Annotated in this window: 22 protein-coding genes; 11 read left to right on the forward strand and 11 right to left on the reverse strand. The window is 41.4% G+C overall.

Annotated elements, in window-relative coordinates:
- A complete protein-coding gene (gene rmuC, locus PIECOFPK_RS03640) occupies positions 1-1,551 on the reverse strand; it encodes a DNA recombination protein RmuC (protein ID WP_330975666.1) in 1,551 nt (516 codons plus the stop codon).
- Between the two features lie 489 nt (positions 1,552-2,040).
- On the opposite strand from rmuC, the gene PIECOFPK_RS03645 reads away from it, so the two are divergent.
- On the forward strand, positions 2,041-2,697 hold the full coding sequence (locus PIECOFPK_RS03645; protein ID WP_409966535.1) for an NAD(P)H-binding protein: 657 nt from the start codon (positions 2,041-2,043) through the stop codon (positions 2,695-2,697).
- On the opposite strand, the gene PIECOFPK_RS03650 is transcribed toward PIECOFPK_RS03645, so the two are convergent.
- Entirely contained in the window at positions 2,694-3,413 is a 720-nt protein-coding gene (locus tag PIECOFPK_RS03650) for a thioredoxin domain-containing protein (protein WP_330975668.1), read from the reverse strand. The two genes, PIECOFPK_RS03645 and PIECOFPK_RS03650, sit on opposite strands and share 4 nt — an antisense overlap.
- A gap of 154 nt (positions 3,414-3,567) precedes the next feature.
- On the opposite strand from PIECOFPK_RS03650, the gene PIECOFPK_RS03655 reads away from it, so the two are divergent.
- Positions 3,568-4,947 carry a deoxyguanosinetriphosphate triphosphohydrolase gene (locus tag PIECOFPK_RS03655; protein WP_409966536.1) on the forward strand — a complete coding sequence of 460 codons (1,380 nt, stop codon included), beginning with the start codon at positions 3,568-3,570 and terminating at the stop codon, positions 4,945-4,947.
- A 99-nt stretch (positions 4,948-5,046) separates the two neighbouring features.
- Positions 5,047-6,894: a chloride channel protein gene (locus tag PIECOFPK_RS03660; RefSeq protein ID WP_330975670.1), complete on the forward strand. Its 1,848-nt coding sequence runs from the start codon at positions 5,047-5,049 to the stop codon at positions 6,892-6,894.
- Positions 6,895-7,025: 131 nt separating this feature from the next.
- On the opposite strand, the gene mnmE is transcribed toward PIECOFPK_RS03660, so the two are convergent.
- The gene (gene mnmE / locus PIECOFPK_RS03665) at positions 7,026-8,387 is read right to left on the reverse strand and encodes a tRNA uridine-5-carboxymethylaminomethyl(34) synthesis GTPase MnmE (RefSeq protein ID WP_409966537.1); all 1,362 of its coding nucleotides are present in this window, start codon (positions 8,385-8,387) and stop codon (positions 7,026-7,028) included.
- A gap of 113 nt (positions 8,388-8,500) precedes the next feature.
- Here mnmE and PIECOFPK_RS03670 point away from each other — a divergent pair, with 113 nt between their 5' ends.
- From PIECOFPK_RS03670 to truB, 3 genes are all read left to right on the forward strand, one after another.
- A complete protein-coding gene (locus tag PIECOFPK_RS03670) occupies positions 8,501-9,028 on the forward strand; it encodes a TlpA family protein disulfide reductase (protein ID WP_330973054.1) in 528 nt (175 codons plus the stop codon).
- A gap of 81 nt (positions 9,029-9,109) precedes the next feature.
- Positions 9,110-9,772, forward strand: a complete 663-nt coding sequence (locus PIECOFPK_RS03675; protein ID WP_330973055.1) for a DsbA family protein — start codon at positions 9,110-9,112, stop codon at positions 9,770-9,772.
- Positions 9,773-9,804: 32 nt separating this feature from the next.
- On the forward strand, positions 9,805-10,521 hold the full coding sequence (truB, locus tag PIECOFPK_RS03680) for a tRNA pseudouridine(55) synthase TruB (protein WP_409966538.1): 717 nt from the start codon (positions 9,805-9,807) through the stop codon (positions 10,519-10,521).
- Positions 10,522-10,538: 17 nt separating this feature from the next.
- Here the strand turns inward: truB and PIECOFPK_RS03685 are convergent, their stop codons facing one another.
- From PIECOFPK_RS03685 to lpxA, 3 genes are all read right to left on the reverse strand, one after another.
- Positions 10,539-12,401 (reverse strand): 2-oxoacid:acceptor oxidoreductase subunit alpha, encoded by a 1,863-nt coding sequence (locus tag PIECOFPK_RS03685; RefSeq protein ID WP_409966539.1) that lies wholly within the window; start codon positions 12,399-12,401, stop codon positions 10,539-10,541.
- 97 nt (positions 12,402-12,498) lie between these two features.
- Positions 12,499-13,119 (reverse strand): ATP-binding cassette domain-containing protein, encoded by a 621-nt coding sequence (locus PIECOFPK_RS03690; protein WP_409966540.1) that lies wholly within the window; start codon positions 13,117-13,119, stop codon positions 12,499-12,501.
- Positions 13,100-13,909 (reverse strand): acyl-ACP--UDP-N-acetylglucosamine O-acyltransferase, encoded by an 810-nt coding sequence (gene lpxA / locus PIECOFPK_RS03695; RefSeq protein WP_330973059.1) that lies wholly within the window; start codon positions 13,907-13,909, stop codon positions 13,100-13,102. The genes PIECOFPK_RS03690 and lpxA overlap by 20 nt, the downstream gene beginning before the upstream one ends.
- 234 nt (positions 13,910-14,143) lie before the next feature.
- Here lpxA and PIECOFPK_RS03700 point away from each other — a divergent pair, with 234 nt between their 5' ends.
- A complete protein-coding gene (locus PIECOFPK_RS03700; protein WP_330973060.1) occupies positions 14,144-15,052 on the forward strand; it encodes a helix-turn-helix domain-containing protein in 909 nt (302 codons plus the stop codon).
- 125 nt (positions 15,053-15,177) lie between these two features.
- On the opposite strand, the gene recA is transcribed toward PIECOFPK_RS03700, so the two are convergent.
- The 3 genes from recA to PIECOFPK_RS03715 form a co-directional block, all read right to left on the reverse strand.
- The gene (gene recA, locus PIECOFPK_RS03705) at positions 15,178-16,221 is read right to left on the reverse strand and encodes a recombinase RecA (RefSeq protein WP_330973061.1); all 1,044 of its coding nucleotides are present in this window, start codon (positions 16,219-16,221) and stop codon (positions 15,178-15,180) included.
- 141 nt (positions 16,222-16,362) lie between these two features.
- A complete protein-coding gene (locus tag PIECOFPK_RS03710; protein WP_330973062.1) occupies positions 16,363-17,052 on the reverse strand; it encodes a hypothetical protein in 690 nt (229 codons plus the stop codon).
- 128 nt (positions 17,053-17,180) lie between these two features.
- Positions 17,181-17,516: a single-stranded DNA-binding protein gene (locus PIECOFPK_RS03715; RefSeq protein ID WP_330973063.1), complete on the reverse strand. Its 336-nt coding sequence runs from the start codon at positions 17,514-17,516 to the stop codon at positions 17,181-17,183.
- A gap of 249 nt (positions 17,517-17,765) precedes the next feature.
- On the opposite strand from PIECOFPK_RS03715, the gene PIECOFPK_RS03720 reads away from it, so the two are divergent.
- Both PIECOFPK_RS03720 and PIECOFPK_RS03725 read left to right on the forward strand, forming a co-directional pair.
- Positions 17,766-18,089, forward strand: coding sequence for a hypothetical protein (locus PIECOFPK_RS03720; protein WP_330973064.1), 324 nt, complete (start codon positions 17,766-17,768; stop codon positions 18,087-18,089).
- A 352-nt stretch (positions 18,090-18,441) separates the two neighbouring features.
- A complete protein-coding gene (locus PIECOFPK_RS03725; protein WP_409966541.1) occupies positions 18,442-19,080 on the forward strand; it encodes a class I SAM-dependent DNA methyltransferase in 639 nt (212 codons plus the stop codon).
- Positions 19,081-19,127: 47 nt separating this feature from the next.
- Here the strand turns inward: PIECOFPK_RS03725 and PIECOFPK_RS03730 are convergent, their stop codons facing one another.
- Positions 19,128-21,551 carry an alpha/beta hydrolase family protein gene (locus PIECOFPK_RS03730; RefSeq protein WP_330973066.1) on the reverse strand — a complete coding sequence of 808 codons (2,424 nt, stop codon included), beginning with the start codon at positions 21,549-21,551 and terminating at the stop codon, positions 19,128-19,130.
- A 91-nt stretch (positions 21,552-21,642) separates the two neighbouring features.
- Between PIECOFPK_RS03730 and PIECOFPK_RS03735 the strand changes: the two genes are divergently transcribed.
- Positions 21,643-21,993, forward strand: a complete 351-nt coding sequence (locus PIECOFPK_RS03735) for a DUF3127 domain-containing protein (RefSeq protein WP_330973067.1) — start codon at positions 21,643-21,645, stop codon at positions 21,991-21,993.
- 55 nt (positions 21,994-22,048) lie between these two features.
- Entirely contained in the window at positions 22,049-22,738 is a 690-nt protein-coding gene (locus PIECOFPK_RS03740) for a hypothetical protein (protein WP_330973068.1), read from the forward strand.
- A gap of 79 nt (positions 22,739-22,817) precedes the next feature.
- Here PIECOFPK_RS03740 and PIECOFPK_RS03745 read toward each other — a convergent pair whose 3' ends face one another.
- The gene (locus tag PIECOFPK_RS03745; RefSeq protein ID WP_330973069.1) at positions 22,818-24,104 is read right to left on the reverse strand and encodes an ABC transporter permease; all 1,287 of its coding nucleotides are present in this window, start codon (positions 24,102-24,104) and stop codon (positions 22,818-22,820) included.
- Positions 24,105-24,115: the final 11 nt, after the last annotated feature.

Here is a 24,115-nt window from a genome sequence, read left to right on the forward strand (position 1 = left end):
TTATTCGGAAATGCTGGCGTTGTGATTATCTTCTCCCAGATCCAGCTTTGCTTGCGGAAGATCTTTAGGTTTTTTGTAATGGAGCAATTCGCGCATTTTCTTTGCCTGTGCGAAGAAATTATCTTTACCGGTGTGAAGTTGTTTTGTAGCTTCTTCATATTTGCTACGTGCGCTTTCCAGATACTTGCCAACAGTTTCTAGACTCTCTACAAAGTTCACCAGCTTTTCATACATTTTTAACGCACGGTTGGCAATTTCAAGACTGTTGCGATCATTACGTTCGCGCTTCCATAAATCAGCTAACAGCTTTAGTGCGGCAATTAAGTTAGTAGGACTGATTAAAAGAATTCTTCTGTCATAGGCATATTCCCATATGCCAGGATCACCTTTTAATGCTGCAAAATAAGCAGCTTCATTGGGGATGAACATCATCACAAAATCCATCGACTTGTCATAATCATCATAAGCTTTGATATGTAGTTCATCAATATGAGCTTTTACGGAGCGGATATGTGCCATTAGCTCTGCTTCTTGGGTGCTTTCATCTTCCGCTTCGGTGTATCGGATGAATGCACTCAGAGAAACCTTGGCATCGATAATTACATGACGATTGTCGGGATACATTATCAAGGCATCGGGACGCATTTTCTTGCCAGTTACGGCGTTGATTAAGGGTTGGCCGTCTTTATCGTACAACTGATATTCCATAAAGAACTCTTCGTTCTTTCTCAGCCCCGATTTTTCTAAAATATTTTCTAGAATCAGTTCTCCCCAACGCCCCTGTGTTTTAGACTCGCTTTTCAATGCACGCGTAAGATTCTGTGCTTCCTTACTTAGCTGCTGATTCAGCAGCATTAAATTTTTGATTTCATTTTTCAAAGAATAACGCTCATTGCTTTCCTTACCATAAGTATCCTGAACCTGTTTCTTAAACTCTTTGATATTTTCGCCTAAAGGTTCGAGAATGTTTTTGAGATTTTCTTTATTAAGCTCCGTGAATGTACTGACTTTGGTTTCGAGAATTTTATTAGCAATGTTTTCAAACTCGGTTTGAAATTTTTTATTTAAAGCTTCGATTTCGTTTTTCTGAATTTCCAATTTCTCTTTCAAAACATTGTTTTCAGCTTTGGCTGTAGTGAGTTGTTGCTGCAACTGCACGCATTCTTGTTGTAATTGTTCATGTTGATTTTTGGTTCGTAGGTACTCATTGTTTTTTTCAATTAAATTCATTCGTGTAGTATCATACACAGCTTTCACCGAGGCTAATTGCTGACGGTAATCGTCCAGCTCTTTTCTGATAACGAATATTTCTTCTTTTAAGTTATGGTTGTCCTGAAGTCTTAATTGCAGATTGGCTTCAGCAGCTTGAAGCTTCGAGTCGGAGCTGGCCTGGAGTGCGATGTACTGATGTTCCAATTCAGCATATTTTTGTTGTGCGTTTTCTGCAATACGTAGCTGTTCTTGTACTGCTGATCTTTTGGCAATCAACCATCCGATTAAAATACCAACTATTGTTCCTGCTAGAATATAAATGAGAGCTATTGTGTCCATACTATTTTGTAAGATTGCTTTAGTGCAAATTAGGAAAACCCCTTCACCTTTGACAGTAAAATAAGTTGTATTGAGATTTTTAACGTTTTATAAGAGGTGCAAGACGACAGCAGGCTTACCTGGAGCGCTGCTTTATTGGTAGCTGATTGTAGGTGCATGCTGTGTAGATAATATTTTTCTAAAACATTTCTATAAGTAGTTTTACAGGTTAGTAATCTGATAGAATGTGGATATCGTGAGCAATATGGAGGAGATCATTCCATAATATCAGAAATGACGCATCAGGAATGTAGGAGCATTGTCTAGAAAAGATCGGCATCACTAATAATAAGATTTGTTTTCCCCTATTTGGTATGGGTTTACAGAATCTTTGATTATGCGTTCGAATAAGAGCATACTTATTTCAAGTGCTTATCAATTGTAATAAGAGTGAAAATATTATAGTGCTATCAGTAATTTTTTTAATTTCAATAAAAAAATTCAGTGTCCATGAAAGCTGTGATTATTGGAGCTACAGGAGCTACAGGGAGTGCATTGGTACAACTGCTCTTAGAAGATGAAACTTTTTCAGAGGTAAAAGCACTTGTGCGACGACCTTTACAACAACAACACCCCAAGCTAATCACTCGAGTGATCGATTTTAATCAGCCTGAAAAGTGGCAACACGAAGTTACCGGCGATGTAGCATTTTCTTGTTTGGGTACTACATTGAAAGATGCCGGGAGTAAAGCTGCTCAGTATAAAGTGGATTACGAATATCAGTATGCTTTTGCAAAAGCAGCTAGAGATAATAATGTGCCTTATTTCATGCTTATTTCTGCCAGCATGGCAAATCCTAAATCACTGGTGTTTTATTCTCGCATGAAGGGACAGCTTGAGAAAGCTGTTACTGCTCTACATTTTGAACATTTGATAATTTTTCGTCCCGGATTACTATCTCGACCTGATACGCAAAGAAAAGGCGAAAAAATTAGCGAGAGTATTTTGAAGTGGCTGAACAATGTCGGACTACTTAGGAATATGAGCCCTTTACCTGTAAGGCAATTGGCACAGCTCATGCTACATTATGCAAAAAATAAATTTGCCGATTCTATTCAAATTGTTGAATCGGCAAGAATATTAAGCGAGGTAAAAATGTTGTCTTAATCTTTTAACTGTTTAAGGACTTCTTCTTTTGTAATGTACCCCGTGTGTGACCAGATGCGCTTATTGTTTTGATAGATATGCAGTACAGGAAGCGCATCTATCTTCAATGCTTCGCTTAGTGCGGGATTGGCATCAACATCAATACGCACTACTTTTACTTTGTCGCTCATGTTTTTGGATATTTCATTGATATAGGGCTCCATTTTTTTGCAGGGAGCACACCACTCCGCATAAAAATCCACCAGCACTTTTTTCTCAGAGTTAATAACGTGCTCAAATGCCTCAAGTGTTATACCTTCCGATACGGATGTTTGGGTGTCCGTATCTATCGGAAGGTTGGCAGCTTTCCATTTTAGAATGCCTCCATTCAGTTCGTATACTTCTTTAAACCCCTGTTCGCGTAATTGCTTTGCGGCAGCTGCACTCCGTCCTCCGCTTAAACAATACACAAAAACTGGAGTTTCTTTGTCCATTTTAGCAACTTTGGAGGCAAAAGATGGATCATTCCAATTAAAATTGACGGCGTTTTTTAAATGCCCTTTTGAAAACTCATCAGGTGTACGTACATCTAATACAATGGCAAAAGGAGATTGCGTAAGTTTCTCCGAAAACGCTATAGGTTCTAGGCTGGGAGTAGTATTATTAGCCTGTCCATTGGCGCAGCCTGTAAGCCCAATGCTGTACCCTATCAGTACTATTAGGATAAATTTTTTCATATTTCTTTAAGTTAGTGTTTCTGCAATAATGGAAACAAAGTTAATGAGCCGGCGCCACCCATAGCTACTCTTATCAGAATCTTAACGATTATCGTTATAAATCTGTACTTTAAAGCACTGCATCTTATAACTTTGGGCACATAAACGGTGTAATATGGCAATGACCTGGAACAATTGTTTTTCTTCCAAGCGATACGGGATTGAGTACACTACTCGCGATGTACGTAGTGATTTTGAGCGCGATTGGGACCGTATTGTTTTTTCAAGCCCTTTCAGGAGACTGCAAAACAAAACACAAGTGTTCCCATTGCCGGAAGAGGTGTTTGTGCATAATCGTTTGACGCATTCTCTAGAGGTTGCTAGTGTTGGACGTTCACTGGGGGGATTAATTGGAGAGCAGATTGCTCAGCTTCCAGAAGTGAAAGTAGATGAAAGAGCCGTTACATTTTACAATAACGATCTGAAATATGTTATTGCCGCCGCCTGTCTGGCTCATGATATGGGTAATCCAGCTTTTGGACATTCAGGCGAAGATGCTATATCCAAATATTTTAAGAAAAGAGATACCCAGAAACCAGAGGATATTGCCTTCAAAAATTTGTTTAATGATGCGGAGTGGAAAGACCTTACTACATTTGAAGGAAATGCCAATGCTTTGCGTATTTTAACCATGCAGCAGCATGGTCGTATTAAAGGTGGGTTCAGGCTTACCTACAGTACACTAGGTTCCATCATTAAGTATCCCTGCGAATCACTTGCATCAAGCAAGGATTATGTGCATCGTAAAAAATATGGATATTTTAAAATTGATGAGCAAGTGTTTCTGGATATTGCAGCAGAATTACATATGATTCGGGATGAGGGAGAGGACAAGATAGTGTACAAACGGCATCCCTTTGTTTATATTGTAGAAGCAGCGGATGATATTTGTTACAATATTATCGATTTTGAAGATGCTCATCGATTAGGATTATTATCTTATGAAGAGGTGTGTGATAGCTTTTTGAATATTATTCAACATCATACTAGTGATTTAGAAAGAACTAAGAATATTGCAGCCAATCTTCGGAATGATCCCAATGAATCCATAGCTTATTTACGTTCTAAGGCTATTAATGTACTTATTTATAAATGCACAGAGGTTTTTATCCAAAATCAACAAGCTATCATCTCCGGAGCGTTTGATAAAAGCTTAATGAGTGCTTTAGCCGAAGGTGTACAGAAGGCTATGCGGCACATTGCTGAAGTATCTGTAGAGAAGATATATAATGCACGCAAAGTAGTGGAGTTAGAAATTGCAGGATACCGTATAATGAGTGGACTAGTGGAGGATTTCGTAACGGCAGTATTAACTCCCGCGCATGCAAGAGAAAAGGAGCATCAAAAAATACTGGAGTTGATTCCACAACAGTTTTTGTTTCAAGAAGAAGAGACTCCTTATCAAAAAGTAATGCACGTGCTGGACTTTATCTCGGGCATGACCGATTTATACGCATTAAAATTATATAGAAAACTAAGAGGGATAGAAATGTAAGTGGTACATATATTAAAATGCTATATAGTTGTTTTATTAACATCAGTTATTGATAGCAGCAAGATTTGCTTATCTCATTCGTTTATATAAAGAGATGATATGGCTAAAAAGTACTTACGGAAATATCATAGCTTTCTTAAGTTTAAAAGAGACTTTACAAGGTATAGTCTAAAAAAAGTACGAAGCCATGAAGTGGTGTTATTTTGGCTGAAAAGCCATATGAGCCGCAATCAGTTTTTGATATTGTCTGGTATTCTGGTAAGTATTACCGCAGGATTCGCGGGGGTACTATTGAAATGGCTAGTGCATACAATTCATAAATTCATTACTACAAAAATTCATTTTGAATATCAAGTTGTATTTTATTTAGTTTTCCCATTTTTGGGAATTGTACTCACTACGCTTATCGTTATTTATTTTTTCAAAGGTCAGTCACGCAAGGGCATAGGCTCCATCCTCTATTCCATTGCTCAGAACTCGAGTAATGTATCGCCTGTAAAAATGTATTCTCAGGTGATACAAAGTGCAGTTACTATAGGGTTAGGAGGTTCAGCAGGATTAGAGAGCCCTATTGCAGTTACAGGCTCTGCCATAGGGGCCAACTTTGCAACAACGTATAAACTAACGTATAAGGAACGCACTTTGCTGCTCGCTGCTGGCGCTACGGCAGGTATTGCTTCAGCCTTTAATGCTCCTATTGCAGGAATCATGTTTGCCTTTGAGATTTTATTAACCGGTGTGGTATTTACCGATTTTATTCCTCTTGTTGTAGCTGCTGTTTGTGGTAGTTTGGTATCTAAAATTATTTTGCAAGAGGATGCTTTATTTCAGTTTCATGCTCGTTCTTCCTTTAATTACATGAATACCCTTTACTATATTGTACTGGGATTGCTGACGGCATTTTATGCCCGCTATTTTTTATTTATATCCAAAAAGGTAGAACATTTTTTTTCTCATCGTCTAGGAGCATCCTTAATTAAAAGGGCTGTTGTGGGAGGTATATTGTTATCGCTGCTATGTGTGTTATTACCTCCGCTGTTTGGCGAGGGTTATGAGGCCATTAAAGCGTTGGTAGACGGGGAAGAGGAAATTCTTATAGAAAACAGTTTTTTGCGTTATTTTCCGGTAGATAATATTACCCTGATTCTTTTTCTTGCCTTCATATGTTTGCTCAAGGCGTTTGCAACGCCTATCACATTATTCGGAGGGGGAAATGGGGGTAATTTCGCTCCTTCGTTATTTGCCGGTGGTACATTGGGGTTTTTATTTGCACAGGTGTGCAAAATCATCGGTTTTGAAAATGTACCAGAATCCAACCTGGTACTTGCCGGTATGGCCGGTGTGATGAGCGGTGTACTATACGCACCACTTACAGCCATATTCTTGATTGCAGAATCCAGCTGGGGGTATGATTTGTTCATACCGCTGATGATTGTGTCGGTAATCTCTTTCTTAATTGCTAAGCGCTTTTCGCCCATGTCACCCGAACTTAAAAAATTGGCAGATGAGGGTAAAATTTTTACAGCCGAACACGATAAGAATTTATTGTCAAGAATCAAGGTAGTCGATATGGTAGACCGTACATCAGTGGTTATACGTGAAAATGCCAGTTTTGCCGAACTATTGGAGTTAGTGAAAACTACTAGTAAAAATATATTCGCAGTAGTAGATGCATCACATCGACTTCTGGGAGTAATTGCTCTAGATGATATACGTCCGGTCATGTTTATGTCTGATCCACAGCATACAGATATTCGTACATTCGTCAAGTCACCCCCCGTTGTAATTAAGCTAAAAAATGATATGCCCAAAGTGATTCGAAAATTTGACGAAACCGGTGCTTGGGATTTACCAGTGGTAGATGCGGAAGAAAAGTTTCAGGGCTTTATCTCCAAATCCACAATTCTTACACATTATCGACAATTGATGCAGGATTATTCAGAATGATAAGCAGCCTATTCACATGAATATGATGTGACTGAAAATAGAAATAAAATAATTTCAAGATGCAAGTTTTAGATAGGTACTGAGTAACACACTCTACTTTGAATCTTCAAATTAAAACCATTTTTAGGGCTCTATTTTCCAATACAAAACTTCCCGAATATTGTTCCCAATATATCGCGGTCTACTTCTACCTGTCCGGTAATTTCACCTAGATAATGCAAAGCTCGGCGGATATCAATCGTCAGCAGATCGCCGCTGAGATTGGCGGCCATTCCCGCTTCTATGGCCTCGAGGCTTTCCATCATTTTGTTGAGCGCGTCAAAGTGGCGCGCATTCGTAACGATGGTATCTTCGGTATCAATAGCAGTGCCTACCGCTTGCGTATACATGCGTTCTTTTAGCGCGTCAATGCCGAGATTTTGTTTGGCTGCGATACCCATAGCACCTTCTGGAAGGCGCAGATGCGGTACTCGGTCTATTTTATTCCATACTTCTATGGTTTTTGTAGCAAAAGGAGCCAGCCAATCCATCTCCGCCTGCTCCGGAGTGGTAGCGTCTACAACATGTAGAATGATGTGTGCTTTTTCGGCGTTTTGCTTACTACGCGCAATACCAATGCTTTCGATCTGATCGCTGGTATGTTCGCGAATACCGGCTGTGTCAATCAGACGGAATAGCACGCCTTTTATGTTCAACGTTTCTTCAATGGTATCACGTGTAGTACCGGCAATATCTGATACAATTGCACGTTCTTCATTGAGCAGAGCGTTCAATAGGGTACTTTTGCCGGCATTAGGTTTACCAATGATAGCTACACTTACTCCGTTTTTAATCACATTACCCAGTTGGAACGATTCTAGCAGGCGTCTGGTCTGCGTTTTCAATTGGGCTATCAACTCTTGAAACTGTTTTCTGTCGGCAAACTCCACATCTTCATCTGAAAAATCCAGTTCCAATTCTATCAATGCGGCAAAATTGATAAGCTGTTCGCGCAATTGTTTAAGATCGCCCGAAAAGCCACCCCGTAACTGATTCAATGCAGCTTTTTGAGCCGCTTTACTATTTGCCGCAATTAAGTCTGCCACGGCTTCCGCTTGGGCCAAGTCCAGTTTGCCGTTCAAAAAGGCTCTCTGGGTAAACTCTCCCGGAAGTGCCATGCGTGCTCCTGCTTTTGTACAGGCTTCCAAAATGGTTTGTAGAATGTATGGCGAACCATGCCCACTGATTTCAATTACATCCTCGCCGGTATAACTTTTGGGGCCGCGAAATAGCGATATCACTACCTCATCGATTACCTCTCCGGTATCAGGTGCCACAATGCGTCCGAAATGTAGCGTATGCGAGGGCTGTGCGGCCAGCTTTTTGCCTTTGAAAATTTTATCGGCAATGGCAATGGCATCTTTCCCACTCAGGCGAATGACGCCTATGGCACCCACACCGGGTGGAGTAGCAATGGCTACAATAGTCTCTTCTATACCGGCTAATACATTCATGCTTCAAAAATAACGGTTACCTGTTATATTGACCTTTTATTGGGATGGGATAAGTAGTGTATGCACCTATTTTTCGATTATTTTCGCATTAGATTTTATAAGCGATAAAACCTATGAATGTAAAGAAGTTTTTTATATGGGCTTTAGGCCTGATATGTACCCTCAGTTGCCTCGCTCAGGCAGATGAAGATGCTGCGGCTACACTTACCAAAGTAGGAGATAAGGTACCCGAATTCAGTTTTGAAATTGAAGAAGGAAAAACCGTCAGCATATCCGATTATAAAGGCAAGCTGGTATTGATAAATCTATTCGCTACTTGGTGTCCACCGTGCCGACATGAATTGCCGGAATTGCAGGCCAAAATTTGGGATAAGCATGGTAAAAACGATAAGTTTGCTGTGCTTGTTTTCGGCCGAGAAGAAGACTGGGATGTAGTGGCTCCTTTCAAGGCAGAGCAGAAATTTACTTTTCCAATTCTCCCGGATCCTCATCGAGGAGTGTTCAGTAAGTTTGCTACACAATCCATTCCACGTAATATTCTGGTTGATGAAAATGGCACCATCATCTATCAGTCCATAGGATATTCCCCCAAGGAGTTTAAAAAACTGGTAGAACTGATTAATAAGAAATTGGAGCGCTGATTGGTATCCATTTATATGCTTTATTGTAATAAGCAATTGTGCTGAATGCTGTATTAAGCACATAAAGGCTATTTTTGCCCAATGACATTCTATTACTGTTACGATGCGCATTGCGGCTGGTGCTTTGGATTCAGTAAAACTATCAGCACTTTTGCGCAGCAGCATAAAGACCGTTTTCACTTTGAAGTATTGAGCGGTGGCATGATTCCTAAAGAATCTGCCCGTCCTATTAAAGTAATGGCCTCTTTTATCAATGATGCGTATAAAAGGGTCGAGGAATTGACGGGAGCAAAATTTGGTGCAGATTATCTATGGCATATTCAACACCCTGATGATAGCGATTGGTTTCCCGAATCTTTAACACCTGCTATTGCACTTTGTATTTTTAAGGAATATCTTCCACAACGGCAGGTGGAAGTAGCCGCAGATTTTCAGAAGGCATTATTCGAAGAAGGCCGTGATTTAAGCGATGGAGAGGCTTATCGACATTTACTGATAAAGTATCAAATTCCGGATACTGATTTTTACGAGAAACTGACCGACCCGGCTTATGAAGAAAAAGCCCGGTATGAGTTTGCATTATGCCGTCAACTACAGGTAACCGGTTTCCCAAAGTTGTTATTGCAAACTGCCGATACTAAGTTCTATCTGGTGGCAGAGGGTTACACTCCTTTGGATACGCTTAATGCACGCCTAGCGAGTATTATGAATGAGCTGGCTCGCGAACAGCAAAATCAGAACTAAACCTTATTTTAACCGATTTGTGATTTTCGAATATGAATGTAGCCGATTTGAATACGATCAATTTTGAGGAAGGCGCTGTATTGCTGATTGATAAACCGCTAGACTGGACATCCTTTGATGTAATCAGAAAAATCCGCAATCTGATCAAGATAAAAAAAGTGGGTCATGCCGGAACATTGGATCCGCTTGCTACCGGATTGTTGATCGTTTGCACCGGAAAATATACTAAGAAGATTAATGAATACATGGCTCAGGAAAAGGAGTACACTGGTACATTTACTTTGGGAGCCACTACGCCTACTTATGATTTAGAAAGTCAGCCCGAAAATTTCAAGCCTTACGACTATTTAAGCGAAGCTGATATTCAAAATGCAGTGCAGGCTTTCTTAGGAGAGATCGATCAGGTGCCCCCCATTCATTCGGCAATTAAAAAAGATGGCAAACGTGTGTACGAGCTGGCCCGCAAAGGAATGGATGTAAAACTGGAACCCCGTAAGATTATCATTAAAGAGTTTGAAGTAGATGCTTCACAATTGCCTGAGGTGGGTTTTAGAGTAGTATGTTCTACCGGAACCTATATCCGTAGTTTGGCCCATGATTTCGGGTTGGCATTGGGCTGTGGTGCTTATCTTAGTAGTTTACGTCGTACACGCATCGGTACATTCAGGGTAGAGAATGCCGTTTCTATCGACACTTTTGAGGAAATCATCAAAGAAAGGAAAAACCGGAACCTTCAACAAAACACATAAAAAAAGTGGTATAAGATTTATACCACTTGCTCTTCCACGAAGTAAGTATTTAAGACTTCTACGAGTTCGTGTTTCGTGATGGGGATACCCATGATTTTGTTGTATCCCTTTGCGTCTACCAAAAACTGATCGCGAATGATTTTGATCAGTTGTCCGTTGTTGATTTCTGGGATGAGTACATGCTCAAAATTGCGAATAATATCGCCCAGATTTTTGGGGAATGGGCGAAGATGTCGTAGATGCACATGACTTACACTCTTACCCTGCGCTTGCAATTCTTCCACGGCCGATTTAATCACACCATAGGTAGAGCCCCAACCAATCACCAGCAGTTTACCTTTTTCAGGACCGCTGTCAATTTTTTGTTCGGGAATGAAGTTGGCAATTTTATCAACTTTTTCTTGGCGGATTTTCACCATGAGCTGGTGATTTTCCGGATCGTAGCTGATATTACCTGTAATATTTTGTTTTTCCAAACCTCCGATGCGGTGTTCCAACCCCGGTGTGCCCGGAACAGCCCAAGGGCGCACCAAGTTTTCATCTCTCAGATAAGGTTGAAACTTCTCTTCTCCATCCCACAATTCTTTTTTGAATTTTACGTGAATCGGCGGTAGGGTTTCTTCGGTGGGGAAACGCCACGGTTCGGCTCCATTAGCGATATAGCCATCGCTGAGGAAGATTACCGGCGTCATATGTTGAATACTGATTCTTACCGCTTCGTATACGGCATCAAAACAATCGGCAGGTGAGCTGGCGGCAATTACAGGCATGGGGCATTCCCCATTTCTGCCATAATAGGCCTGTAACAGGTCCGATTGTTCTGTTTTAGTAGGCAGACCGGTTGAGGGACCGCCTCGTTGTACATTGATGACCACCAGTGGCAACTCCAGCATTACCGCTAATCCCATAGCTTCGGTTTTCAAAGCCATGCCGGGACCTGAGGTAGTGGTTACTCCTAGCGATCCGCCGTAGGAAGCACCAATGGCGGCCGTAATAGCCGCTATTTCATCTTCGGCCTGAAAGGTGCGTACCCCAAAGTTCTTATGACGGCTCAATTCATGTAGAATATCACTGGCCGGGGTAATTGGATATGTACCCAAAAACATGGGAAGACCGCTTTTCACCGAGGCGGAAATCAGTCCCAATGCCAGCGCCTGGTTGCCCATGATGGAACGATAGGTTCCGGGTTCGATGCGCGCTTTTTCTACTCTATAGGTAGTGGTAAAGGTCTCTGTAGTATCACCATAGTGATAACCCGCTTTGAGGGCTGCTATATTGCTTTCAAGAATATCTTTTTTATGGGCAAATTTTTCCTTCAGGAAATTAATCGTGCTATCCATGTTGCGGTTGTACATCCAGTACAGAAATCCAAGGATGAACATGTTTTTCGCACGATCTTTTTCTTTTGTTCCCAGTTGATAATCCTTAAGAGCCTCTCGGGTAAGCTTGGTGACGTCAATTTTGATGACTTCGTAGCCATCAAGACTATTGTCTTCGAGCGGGTTGGCACCATCAGGATAATTTGCCAGACGAAGATTTTTGCTGTCAAAGCCATCGGTATTAGCGATAATTTTGCCGCCTTTTTTTAGGCTTTTGAGGTTAGCTTTCAGGGCAGCAGCATTCATAGCAACCAGTACATCGCACTCATCGCCCGGTGTATGTATATGGTGGGATGAAAATCTTAACTGGAATCCGCTTACACCCGGAATGGTACCTTGGGGTGCCCGTATTTCGGCCGGATAATCAGGAAAAGTCGAGAGGTCGGCTCCTAAAAGAGCGGTATTATTGGTAAACTGAGTACCCGTTAGTTGCATACCATCCCCACTGTCCCCTGCAAATTTTATTACTACATCCTTTAGAACTTCCTGTTTTCTATTCATGTACTCTGAAAAATTGGGTCACAAAGGTACGGAAGTTATAACGGAGCTAATAGATATTTTACCGAGTTATGACAAGAATCATGTTTTCGGGAAAATCCTAATGTTTATACTGAGTGATATCAATGATTTGACTGCAGAAGCTATATTCGGTTTTATCATTACTACTGATCAAAATCAGCCGATTTTTGCAATACTGGTCGATTAGACTATGATAGAGATCAATGCCTGCTTTGTCAAGATTGGTGCAGGGCTCGTCCAGCAACACTGCCGGCGTGTCGGAAAAAATAGATTGAGCCAGTTTGGCTCGCTGCTTCATACCGCTACTGTATTCGCTAATTTTTTTGTGTTTAACATGGGCAAGTTCTACGCGTGCGGCAATTTCGTCGGCGCTCACACCTTTAAGAAAAGGTTTAAAAGATTGATGAAACTGCAGCAGTTCCATCAATGTAAATTCTTCTACCAGTTCCAGATAAGGAGCGCAATAAGCGATATGGGTATATACTTTTTCGAGGGCAAGGGGTTGTTCGTTAATGAAAAAGGTGCATTGCCCTTCGTTAATGCTTACTGCACCACTTAGGATCTGTAACAAAGTGCTTTTACCGCTTCCGTTAGGCCCTATTATGGCATAACTATTCCCGGGAAGGAAGGTGTAGGAGAAATTCCGGAAAATCCAATCCCTATTATAGCGTTTGCCAACATTATTCAATTGTATCTTCATCGGCCGAGGCCCCTTTGGTGTACCTTTTTATGATACCGCGTGTACTTTCTTGAATAAAAGTAAGAATCTCATCGCGCTCATCGGTTACCGGAAACTCTTCTTCCAACAACTGAACAGCCTGACTTACGTTGAGGCCTCTGTTATAAATGATGCGATAAATATCTAAGATGTGATTGATTTTTTCAACGGAGTAACCTCTTCTTTTCAAACCTATAGAGTTGACTCCGGCATAGCTTAATGGCTGACGCGCAGCTTTAATGTAGGGAGGCACATCTTTGCTTACTAGCGAACCACCACTGATGAAAGAATGTGAACCTACTTTTACAAACTGATGTACAGCACATACACCCCCAAAGCCCACATAATCGCCCAACACTACGTGACCGGCAATCTGGGTACTATTACTCAATGTACAATAGTTTCCGATAATACAATCGTGACCGATATGGCTGTAAGCGAGTATCCAGCAACCTTTGCCTACAACGGTTTTCCATCGGTCGCTAGTACCTCGGTGGATGGTAACAAACTCACGAATTACGCAATCATCACCTATTTCAACGGTCGTTTTTTCCCCGGCATATTTTTTATCTTGCGGTTCTGACCCGATAACACAACCAGGGAAAATTTTACAGTTCTTACCGATTTTGGTTCCTTCGAGTATGGTTACGTTAGAGCCAATCCAAGTACCTTCTCCGATTTCTACATCCTGATGAATCACCGTAAAGGGGTCAATCTTAACGTTAGTGGCCACTTTTGCATCAGGATGTATGTATGAGTTAAAATGTATCATTGAGATGTCGTAATATTATTTGGCGGTGTGCAAATTTAATTATTTGAATGATTTAGTTTGAAAATAATCAAAGAGGTCAAACTTACAGGATTTTTTTCATTCGCAAATTAATGAATGTGATAAGCGTTTACCGCTGAATAAGCGGTTATTTTAATAGTACAACATACGCCAAGTATATTAGTTGATAAAAACGGCAGACTATGCTATTTTTGCACAGGCTAATTGAGCAGAACAATGCAAGAATTCAGAGATAAATGGCTGCAGGCAATAAATAATCTGCCCGAAATCGTAAGCAAAGAGCGAAAGATTCCTGGGGCGATTAATTATTCCATCCGGCGCTTTTATCGCAATGAAAATGATGTGGTGGAGGATGTGGGCATTGTTCAATACGAGTATAAAGGCGAAAGTTGCGAGGAGAACAACATCAAACTGCGTTTCTGCGTGGCGGGGAATATGTATTGTGCTGCAGAAAATTGTCAGAAATGTACTGCAGGCAACATTAAAAGCTGCGAAAACAGTGTTCCCAGTTTTGATGTGGTAGCCGTAGATTATACGGCGGCACAGCTGACAGCTTTTATCAATGCCAAATCGGCTAATTCCGATAGCGATGTGCTGCTACGGTTCAATAGAAAAGAGTCTTTTCAGAAATCCATACCGCTTTGTTGTAAGACACGTGGTGTTATCGAATCTCTGGTGAATCATAAATACACCGGCAGTCTGGAAAACATTTATGTAAATGCCCAGCTGCAGATGCTGTTATTGTATAGCATCGATTGGGTAACGGATAAAGAACCCGTCATTTCCTGTCGTTTTTTAAACAGTGAGGCCGACCGCGAAAAAATAACTATGGCGCGTGATCTGCTCATCCAGAACATCGGCCAACCGCTGACGATAAAGGAGCTGAGCCGTAAAGTGGCTATGAATGAGTGCTACCTTAAAAAAGGATTTAAAGAGATGTACGGTACCACCATTTTCGAGTTTTACCAGACGCAGCGCATGGAGCACGCTAAATATCTGTTATACGAAAAAGGATTGAATGTTACCGAGGTGGCCATGATATTGGGATATTCTTCCATTTCCCATTTTAGTACGGCTTTTAAAAAACATACGGGACTAAAACCATGTGAACTATTACTTCGATAAATAGAGGAATATACCGAGACGGAATTACCGGTTTAAGCATTATGCTTAAACCGGTTTTTTGTGGAATAAAAAAGCCGCCTTTGCAAAGGCGGCTGCTATACTAACCCAATATTTTATAAATATCCCTAACTGTTTTGTAATTCTGCAATTCTTTCTCTGATTTTAGATTCCAACTCTCCGGCCAACTCAGGATTATCGGTCAAGAGTTGCTTTACTGCATCGCGACCCTGACCCAGCTTGTCGTTATTGTAGCTGTACCAAGAACCGCTTTTTTGGATAATACCCAAATCTACGCCGATATCGATAATTTCTCCGGTTTTGGAAATTCCTTCCCCAAAGATGATGTCGAACTCGGCAGAGCGGAAAGGAGGGGCTACTTTATTCTTCACCACTTTTACTTTTACGCGGTTACCGATAGTCTCATCACCGTCTTTGATTTGTGTTTGTCTCCGAATATCCAGTCTTACGGATGCATAGAACTTTAAGGCGTTACCACCGGTAGTGGTTTCGGGATTACCGAACATCACACCGATTTTTTCGCGCAACTGGTTGATGAAAATACAAACCGTATTGGTTTTAGAAATGGTGGCAGTTAGCTTACGCAGCGCTTGGCTCATCAGGCGGGCCTGTAATCCCATTTTACTGTCGCCCATTTCTCCTTCCAACTCACTCTTGGGTACCAATGCCGCTACGGAGTCAATTACCACCACATCCAGCGCCCCTGAAAGAATCAGCCTATCGGCAATTTCCAGTGCTTGCTCTCCGTAATCGGGCTGGCTGATGAGTAGATTGTCTACGTTCACACCCAACTTTCTAGCATATACACTGTCAAAGGCGTGCTCGGCGTCGATAATGGCACACATGCCGCCTTTTTTTTGTGCTTCTGCAATTACGTGGGTAGCAATGGTGGTTTTACCTGAAGATTCAGGTCCGTATATTTCAATTACCCTTCCACGGGGCATACCTCCGATGCCTAATGCTGCATCCAATCCTATCGAACCTGTAGAAATCACTTCATGTGATTCTACAGCTTTTTCGTTCATCAGCATTACACTACCCTTACCATAGTCCTTATCAATCTTTTCCATGGTAAGCTTCAGTGCCTTTAGCTTTTCGCTATTAATGCTCGCGCTCATCGAGTCTTCTGATATTTTTTCTGTTTTAGCCATGATCAAAAATACAACTTCGCTGTGTCTGTTTTAGTAATAATTATTAACAACAAAGCTAATAATTTTAGCATTAAAAAACTAATCTTTTTGGATTTTTTACAAGTTCCTATAGAAATACGATAAAGTTTTTAATTAAGTGCATCAAACGATAAAATCGGCCATTAACACTGCCAACGCTCCCACGGCTAGCCCAATGTAGTATTCCTTGGGTGTATGAGCGCCTAACAATAAGCGGGCAGTACCTGTAATGCCTGCAGCTAATATGGCAATAGCTAGATAGCGGGTTAAATTAGGTGCATCGGGCAGCAGTGTGAGTAGGAGCAAGTAGGTGACTGCAGTACCTAGCGCAATACCATGCATGCTTATTTTGATATAAATATTAGCCAGTAATCCTATGGATGAAGCTAGAAAAATGCTCAATGCAAATACAATCAGGTATTCGGGAACGCCGTTCAGCCCACGCCAAACAAACCAAATCCAGAAATACCAGATATTGGAGATGATGAATGGAATAATACGATCCTTCCGCTCTTTGAGATGAATGGAAGGAATCAGCTTCAGGCCACGCAGCAGCAATATGCTGATTAGCGGAAAAAAGGTATAGTTTACAAATGCCCGCCCGAATGTAAGGGCTTTCTCTCTAGGTGTGGCACCCAGAAACAGGAAGGGCTCTACAAAGAGTAACAATGTGAGTACATACATGGGTATGAAGATGGGATGCATCAGGTACGACACCACCATTGCCACTGCTTTTAGCAGGGGATTTGGAGTTGGCTGCGGTGGAGCCTCTTGCAGTCCCTCGGGCGTAACAAAATAATTTGCTGTACTCATTTTTACAGGTCGGCAAAATAATGGAATTATTTGAATGATGTGGTATTACCGCACTGAAGTTTTGCCGCAGGGTAGTGGGGGAAACAGATAGGCTGTTCTCTTCCCCCAATGCGGCTATCCATAAGATCTTATTTTCCCGACAGTAGTAGCAGTTCATGCACCTGTATTTCGGTGATGTAACGTTTTTCACCGTTTTTGCTTTCGTACTGACGGTTTACTAGTTTGCCTTCCACGGCCACTTCGCGCCCCTTTTCCAGATATTTTTCGGCAATATCAGCCAGTCGTCCCCAAGCTACCAGATGATGCCAGGTGGTTTCTGTAACACGCTCACCACTGAGGTTCTTGTAGGTTTCGTTGGTGGCAATACTAAAACGCGCCATTTTTTTACCATTAATGGTTGTTTTGATTTCTGGGGCATTACCCAAATTACCGATTAGCTGTACTTTGTTCTTTAATGCGTACATAGTTGTAAGTTTTGTGCTCACCGTAGTAAGCGGGTGAAAGAATTTGTTTATTTCAGCCTGCTTTTGTGAAGCGGCAACACAAAGTTGCAACCAAGGGGAAGCTTTAGTCGGTTATTAATCAATTACTTGCGGATGTAAACGGATGTAAGCGTTTGTTGTCGGATATTTTGTAAATTAGAGCAACGATATCAACGCTCTATGAAAACGCCGGCATCGGAACAAAAATTATGTTTGTATTGCGGAAAACCTGTGAAGGGCCGATCGGACAAAAAGTTTTGTGATGACTCCTGCCGCAATAATTACAATAACGGACTCAAGGCGGCAGATGAAAACATGATTCGCAATATCAATAATGCCCTGCGCAAGAATCGTCGCATATTAGCTGATTTCTTGCACGATGGCATGGACAAAGTAAAATTGCCCCGGGAAAAACTACAAACTGCGGGTTTTCATTTTAAATATCATACGCATACCTATCAGACCCAAAAAGGGCATATTTATTTTTTTTGTTATGATTACGGCTATTTGCCGCTAGAAGGTGATTGGTATCTACTGGTGCGGGATAAAGGGTGAAGGTATATAGCCTTAGCGCCTAGCGATTACTTGTAAAAAGAAAGGGATTTTTAAAAAAATGTGAGGATGACAAATATTTTAAAAAAATCTATTAAATTTGTAGGGATTAAAAGTCCCTACTCTTGCCCTACTATCGTACCCTTTGGCCATGTATCGCTAGGGCCGTATCTGCCATACAAGGGGAGTATAAACCTGCATTAGGTATCCACAACATTTAAGAATTTTCTTCTTTTAAAAATCTAAACTATATTTCATTCCTATACCTTCATAATAGATATAAGATTATCAACTATCTATCTTCCCATTATCTTTGCCCATCTCCGGTATCTGGAACTTTTAAAATTCTAAGATTATGAACGTCGAGTCCGCATACAATCAATGGTCTGTTCAATACGATACCAATGAAAACAAAACCCGAGATCTGGAAGCTGTGGCTTTGAGGAAAACATTGGAACCTCTGAGCTTTTCAAACTGCTTGGAAATTGGTTGCGGTACAGGTAAGAATACGCAATGGCTGGTAACACGTGCCCAACAGATTGTTGCGGTGGATCTATCCGAAGCCATGCTATCCATTGCCAAAAGCAAAATACAGAACAACAAGGTAGCTTTTGTTCAGGCGGACATTTTGAAGGATTGGCACTTTACACAGGGTATGCAATTCGATCTGGCTACTTTTAGTCTAGTATTGGAACATATCGAACACCTAGAGCCGATATTTCAAAAACTGAGTCAAGTTGTGCGTCCCGGAGGACATGTGTACATCGGAGAATTACATCCGTTTAAACAATACAGCGGTTCCAAAGCCCGCTTTGAAACGGAAGAGGGATTGCAAATCGTTACTTGCTTTACACACCACATCTCAGATTTTACCAACGCCGCAGAACAACATGGATTTCAGGTGGTGCTGATAGATGAGTTTTTTGATAATGACGACCGATCCAATATTCCGCGCATACTTACTTTGTTATTGCAGAAAAAGTATAATTCATAAAACAAAAACCGCCGGAACTCTATAACCGGCGGTTTTTGTTATGTTATTTACTTCCCTTTTAAATGCTTATCCAAAAATTGCTCCTGTTCCCATAGCAGGTGCAGGATGTTTTCTTTGGCTGCATAGCCGTGACTCTCCTTGGGCAGAATCACCATGCGTGCCTGTCCGCCCAACCCTTTAAGTGCTTGGAAATATCTCTCTGTCTGCAAAGTGAAAGTACCCGGATTATTATCTGCTTCACCATGAATCAGCAGAATCGGTTTTTTCATTTTATCGGCATGCATGAAAGGCGACATGGTGTTATAAACTTCAGGGGCATCCCAGTAATTGCGTTGCTCGTTTTGGAAGCCAAAGGGTGTCAGGGTTCTGTTATAAGCGCCGCTGCGTGCAATGCCGCAGGCAAAATCGTCTGAGTGGGTAAGCAAATTAGCTGTCATAAATGCTCCGTAAGAATGTCCCCCTACAGCTACTTTTGTGCGGTCGATATAACCCAATTTGTCCACCGCATCAATTGCAGCGCGGCCATTGGCTACCAGTTGTTCGATAAAACTATCATTAGGTTCCTTTCCGTTTTCGCCAATAATGGGGAAAGAAGCATCGTCCAGCACTACATAACCTTTGGTCACCCAATACACAAAAGAGCCATAGTATGGGAAGGTAAACTCGTTTGGGTTTTTATCGTTCTGGCTGGCGGTGTTTTTATCCTTATACTCCTGCGGATAAGCCCAGATGAGCAATGGTAGTTTTTCTTTTTTATTCTTGTCATACCCAAGCGGCAGATAAAGGGTGCCAGAAAGGTCCACTCCGTCTGCTCTTTTATAATGTATCACTTCCTTGTGTACATTGGCCAAAATCTCAAAAGGATTTTTGTTGAAGGTAAGCTGTATGGGAGCCATTCTTTTTTTATAATTTCTTAGGAAGTAATTGGGGTATTCGTTTTTGGATTGAATGAGCACCAACGCTACACCATTTTTAAAATCTTCGATAGAGTGGATGGTTTCTTTTTTATCGGTATAAGCACTCTGATACAGTCTTTTTGTTTTCAGTGTTCTCAGATTCAGTTCGTCGATGAAAGGGAATTGTCCGTTTTTGCTGTAACCGGCACCAATCAGGAAGGCGTTGCCGTTTTCAATGGCCAGTACGTTACGACCGTATTGATTTTTTCGGGTCTCAAAACTTCCCGGATCGTTATAGATGTCCTGTACGTTTCTGTCGAAGAGGATTTTGGGTTCGGCACTTGGCCGCGAAGGATCGATGAGATAAGTCTTTCGGTTGCGTGTATCGTACCAACCGTCGTATAAAATGGCATGTTGGTCATCACCCCAAATAATGCCCGAGTAGCGTTGCGGAGTTTTGGCCAGAGATACAGGATCTTTATCAAACGGAGCATCCCACACGAAAAGCTCATCGCGGTAAGCCACTCTGGTAAGCGGATTACCTTGGTCTAATGCTTCTACATAATACAGAGTAGCAGGTTTATCGGCTCTCCAGCCCATGGAGCGTTTACCGGTGCGTACGGCATCAAATCCTTTCGGGATTATTTCTACCAGTGGTATTTCGTTTACAGTTTTGATTTCATTGCCTTGTCTATCGTACACAATGCTTACTTGCGGGAAACGGCTCATGGGGACGATGTAAGAAAAGGGTTTTCGAATCATGGTAAGCATGATATAATTGCCGTCTGGTGAGATGGATTGTCCCGCATACATATCGGCCGGTTTGTAAAGTTGCTGGGAGCCGTCTAGATATACGTTGTATAGCTCTGATGTTACTAGTATTTCGAAGTTAGTTTCATCTATTTTGTTCTTCAGAAGATCTTGATAAGTTCTGTTTTGCGATACCTTGCCATCGGCAACCGATACGATGGGTCCCTTGGGTAATTCTTTTTTAGGATCGATAAGTGGTGGCCGATTAGCCGGAATTACACGCACTAATAATCCTTTGCTATCTCTATGCCAGCTATATGGTGAGCCTAGATTGGCATTGAGGTTGGCCTCGGTTAACTTTTTAGCCTGTGCTGTGGCTACATCAATTACCCAAAGCTCTACCCCGGTAAGTGTAGTGTTGGTAAATGCAATTTTAGAATCATCGGGACTCCAGGAAATATTGGCTATACGCGGGTTTTCGGGAAGACCTGCTACCTGTGTAGGTTCGGCCTTTACATCCATCACTTTTCTGATCTTTAAATTATTGTAGTAAGTAATGGTTGAAGAAATATTGGTTACAGGGTTAATGCGTAACCCTCCTAGGCGCATCTCTTCGTTATTCAAATCGGCCAGCGATTTATAGGCACTTCGGTAGGATAATAGCATGTAGTTTTTTTTAGTATCCATAGATACAGCGGGTGCCGGTTCGTAATTAGCCAGGGATAAAATGGGTTCGGATGGCTGCTGATAAGTGATATCTTCCTGTGCGTAAAGAGAAATACTCAAAATGAGCAGACTCAATAGTGTGCAGTAGTATAAGCGCATAGTATATGTTTTATACAAATTTAACAAGGTTGTTAGGGAAAACGAAGTGGCTTGATGTTTCGGCCTTATCTTTGTGGTTAATACAATCTTTATGGAATTAACAGGAAAATTAATACAGGTACTTCCCTTGCAATCTGGAGTAGCCAAAACAGGGAATGAGTGGCGTAAACAGGATATTATTGTTGAAACCGAAGGTCAGTATCCGAAAAAGGTATGTATCTCCATATGGGGCGACCGGATTAATGATAAGATACTACAGGTGGGCAATATGCTTAAGATTTATTTCGATATCGAAAGCCGTGAGTTTAACGGACGCTGGTATACCGATGTAAAAGCTTGGAAAGTGGAGCCGTTGAGTAGCAGCGGAGATGATGGCGGTTATATTGATGAGATGCCTTCGGATATGCAATACGATGATATCAAGGATGATCTTCCGTTCTAAAGATTTTAAACCTTTCTTATAAAAAGATAAGCAAACCGCATTTTAATTTTACTCAATGAAAAAACTATTAACGGCTTTTATTCTCTGTAGCGTCATCATTGTAGGGTGTAAAAATGGCTGCGGTAAAAAACAAAGCACCCAGCCAGGGGACGATGACTCCACATCACTGAATTGGGGTGAGCTACCGGACTCATTACGCTTAAAAGAACAGGCCGAAGCAGAAAGACTGCAAAAACTGAGTAAGGACTCGGTGCTGACCAGTCTTACTAAAACCGTGCTTACGATTTTTAAAAACGCCGAGTATACCAAGTTGGATTCACTCATACATCCGGATGAAGGCATTCGTTTTTCACCTTATGCTACCATATCGGATGATGATAAGCAGTTTTCTAAAGAAGCTTTTCATAAACTGGTAACAACAGATAAGAATAAAAAAATCAACTGGGGAACTTACGATGGTAGCGGCGATCCTATCTACCTTACACCAGTGGAATATTTTAGCAAGTTTGTGTACGATGGAAATTTCGTAAATCCGGAGAAATACGATATCAATAATTTCGTAAAAACCGGAAATGCTTTAAATAACCTGAAGAGTATGTATCGCGACTGTGATTTCACCGAAAGCTATATTTCCGGATCTAAAAAATACGGTGGTATGGACTGGAAATCTGTAAGGTTAGTGTTTAAGCAAAAAGACGGAAAATATTATCTGGTAGGTATCGTGCACGATCAGTGGACGATATAGCACCAAGAATATAGTATTGCTAATGAAGTGTGCGAAGATTCGTACACTTTTTTTTATTTCTTGTAGCAAAACAGTAAATTCAGACAATCCCCTGTTTTTTCATGCCAAAATAAGCGATTAACTGAAATACGATAATCATGACAATGGTGGGTACCAGCAATTTGAAAATATCGGCGAAATTGCCTCCTTCCAAGAATAGGCCATAAAAGGCTTCCAAACACCAGTGCAGGGGCGAAATACGCATGATGCCCTGCATCGATTGTGGCATGGCAAATGCCGGCACCAGAAGTCCACCAATAGCGGCAAACAGAACAATGGTAACAGCTCCAATACCGTTGCTTTGTTCTTGTGTTTTGGCGAAAGCACCAATCATGATGGCAAAGCTGGCAGCACACCATCCGCATAAAATAATTACCAATAATAAGCTGATTTTATCCTGCGGAAAATCCAATCCCGGTAACCCAATTAAGGGGAATAACCATTTGCCTATAGAAAAAATTACCAACGCTTGCAGTACAGTGATGATTACATAAGTGATTTGTTTGGATACCATGGCAAGGGTTAAAGGTGTGGGAAGGGTTTTCAGGCGCATAAAGCTACCACTGTTCTTCTCTCTAACAATACTTGCCCCCAGCGAAATCACAATAAAGAACATCGCAAATACCGTCCATGCAGGAATATTGTGTTGTGTGGCGTTCGCAATCACATGACCGCCGTCTTTGGAAACAGCATGCTGTTCGATAGGCGTTTGATTGGCTAGGATCTGTTGCTCCAGATCTTGCGGTATGGGGGCCGAATCATTGATGGCGCTGTACAGGTGTCGTACAATGTATTTACTTTGAACGATCTGTAACAAACTGTTGAGTGATCCTTCTATACCTTGGCGGAAGGAAGGCTGTAGTATAGGATGATACAGCAGGGTTACTGGTGTGTGCGAACGTTGTGATGCCGATGTATCTTCGGAATTTGTGATGGCTATCACCTGCAATGCTTGGGCAGCAATATCTTCCGACTTGGTTAATACATCGGTAGTATACTGCTCGGGAACAATAAGACCTATCAGCGCTTCTTTATTTTGAATTTTCTGACGGAGAACTTCTGTATTTGTAGTAGATGCTACTTTTTTTACGATAAACATTCCCCCTTTGTTAAGGGTATTTTCCAGCTCTTCGCCTGCAACACCTTGATCTTTGTTTAAGAGCAGTAACGGCACTTTCTTATCGTTTACCAGCTCGAAGGTGCTGTTTTGTACAGTGGTGATAACTACTGCCAGCACAATGGGCATGACAAACATTAGCGTCAGCCCCACTTTATCGCGGATTAGAATGCGCCAGTCTTTAATTATGGTTGCCCAGAGTTTGTACATAAGAATTGGAA

Source organism: Chitinophagaceae bacterium C216 (assembly GCA_028485475.2).
GTDB classification, from domain to species: domain Bacteria; phylum Bacteroidota; class Bacteroidia; order Chitinophagales; family Chitinophagaceae; genus Niabella; species Niabella composti.

Bases quoted from the DNA above. Each gene is read 5' to 3' on its own strand.
- PIECOFPK_RS03675 (WP_330973055.1), top strand. From the start codon at position 9,110: ATGACATTCTATTACTGTTACGATGCGCATTGCGGCTGGTGCTTTGGA.
- rmuC (WP_330975666.1), bottom strand. From the start codon at position 1,551: ATGGACACAATAGCTCTCATTTATATTCTAGCAGGAACAATAGTTGGT.
- mnmE (WP_409966537.1), bottom strand. From the start codon at position 8,387: ATGAATGTATTAGCCGGTATAGAAGAGACTATTGTAGCCATTGCTACT.
- PIECOFPK_RS03685 (WP_409966539.1), bottom strand. From the start codon at position 12,401: ATGAATAGAAAACAGGAAGTTCTAAAGGATGTAGTAATAAAATTTGCA.
- PIECOFPK_RS03740 (WP_330973068.1), top strand. From the start codon at position 22,049: ATGAAAAAACTATTAACGGCTTTTATTCTCTGTAGCGTCATCATTGTA.
- lpxA (WP_330973059.1), bottom strand. From the start codon at position 13,909: ATGATACATTTTAACTCATACATACATCCTGATGCAAAAGTGGCCACT.
- recA (WP_330973061.1), bottom strand. From the start codon at position 16,221: ATGGCTAAAACAGAAAAAATATCAGAAGACTCGATGAGCGCGAGCATT.
- PIECOFPK_RS03670 (WP_330973054.1), top strand. From the start codon at position 8,501: ATGAATGTAAAGAAGTTTTTTATATGGGCTTTAGGCCTGATATGTACC.
- PIECOFPK_RS03700 (WP_330973060.1), top strand. From the start codon at position 14,144: ATGCAAGAATTCAGAGATAAATGGCTGCAGGCAATAAATAATCTGCCC.
- PIECOFPK_RS03645 (WP_409966535.1), top strand. From the start codon at position 2,041: ATGAAAGCTGTGATTATTGGAGCTACAGGAGCTACAGGGAGTGCATTG.
- PIECOFPK_RS03690 (WP_409966540.1), bottom strand. From the start codon at position 13,119: ATGAAGATACAATTGAATAATGTTGGCAAACGCTATAATAGGGATTGG.
- truB (WP_409966538.1), top strand. From the start codon at position 9,805: ATGAATGTAGCCGATTTGAATACGATCAATTTTGAGGAAGGCGCTGTA.
- PIECOFPK_RS03660 (WP_330975670.1), top strand. From the start codon at position 5,047: ATGGCTAAAAAGTACTTACGGAAATATCATAGCTTTCTTAAGTTTAAA.
- PIECOFPK_RS03710 (WP_330973062.1), bottom strand. From the start codon at position 17,052: ATGAGTACAGCAAATTATTTTGTTACGCCCGAGGGACTGCAAGAGGCT.
- PIECOFPK_RS03650 (WP_330975668.1), bottom strand. From the start codon at position 3,413: ATGAAAAAATTTATCCTAATAGTACTGATAGGGTACAGCATTGGGCTT.
- PIECOFPK_RS03745 (WP_330973069.1), bottom strand. From the start codon at position 24,104: ATGTACAAACTCTGGGCAACCATAATTAAAGACTGGCGCATTCTAATC.
- PIECOFPK_RS03655 (WP_409966536.1), top strand. From the start codon at position 3,568: ATGGCAATGACCTGGAACAATTGTTTTTCTTCCAAGCGATACGGGATT.
- PIECOFPK_RS03725 (WP_409966541.1), top strand. From the start codon at position 18,442: ATGAACGTCGAGTCCGCATACAATCAATGGTCTGTTCAATACGATACC.
- PIECOFPK_RS03730 (WP_330973066.1), bottom strand. From the start codon at position 21,551: ATGCGCTTATACTACTGCACACTATTGAGTCTGCTCATTTTGAGTATT.
- PIECOFPK_RS03735 (WP_330973067.1), top strand. From the start codon at position 21,643: ATGGAATTAACAGGAAAATTAATACAGGTACTTCCCTTGCAATCTGGA.
- PIECOFPK_RS03715 (WP_330973063.1), bottom strand. From the start codon at position 17,516: ATGTACGCATTAAAGAACAAAGTACAGCTAATCGGTAATTTGGGTAAT.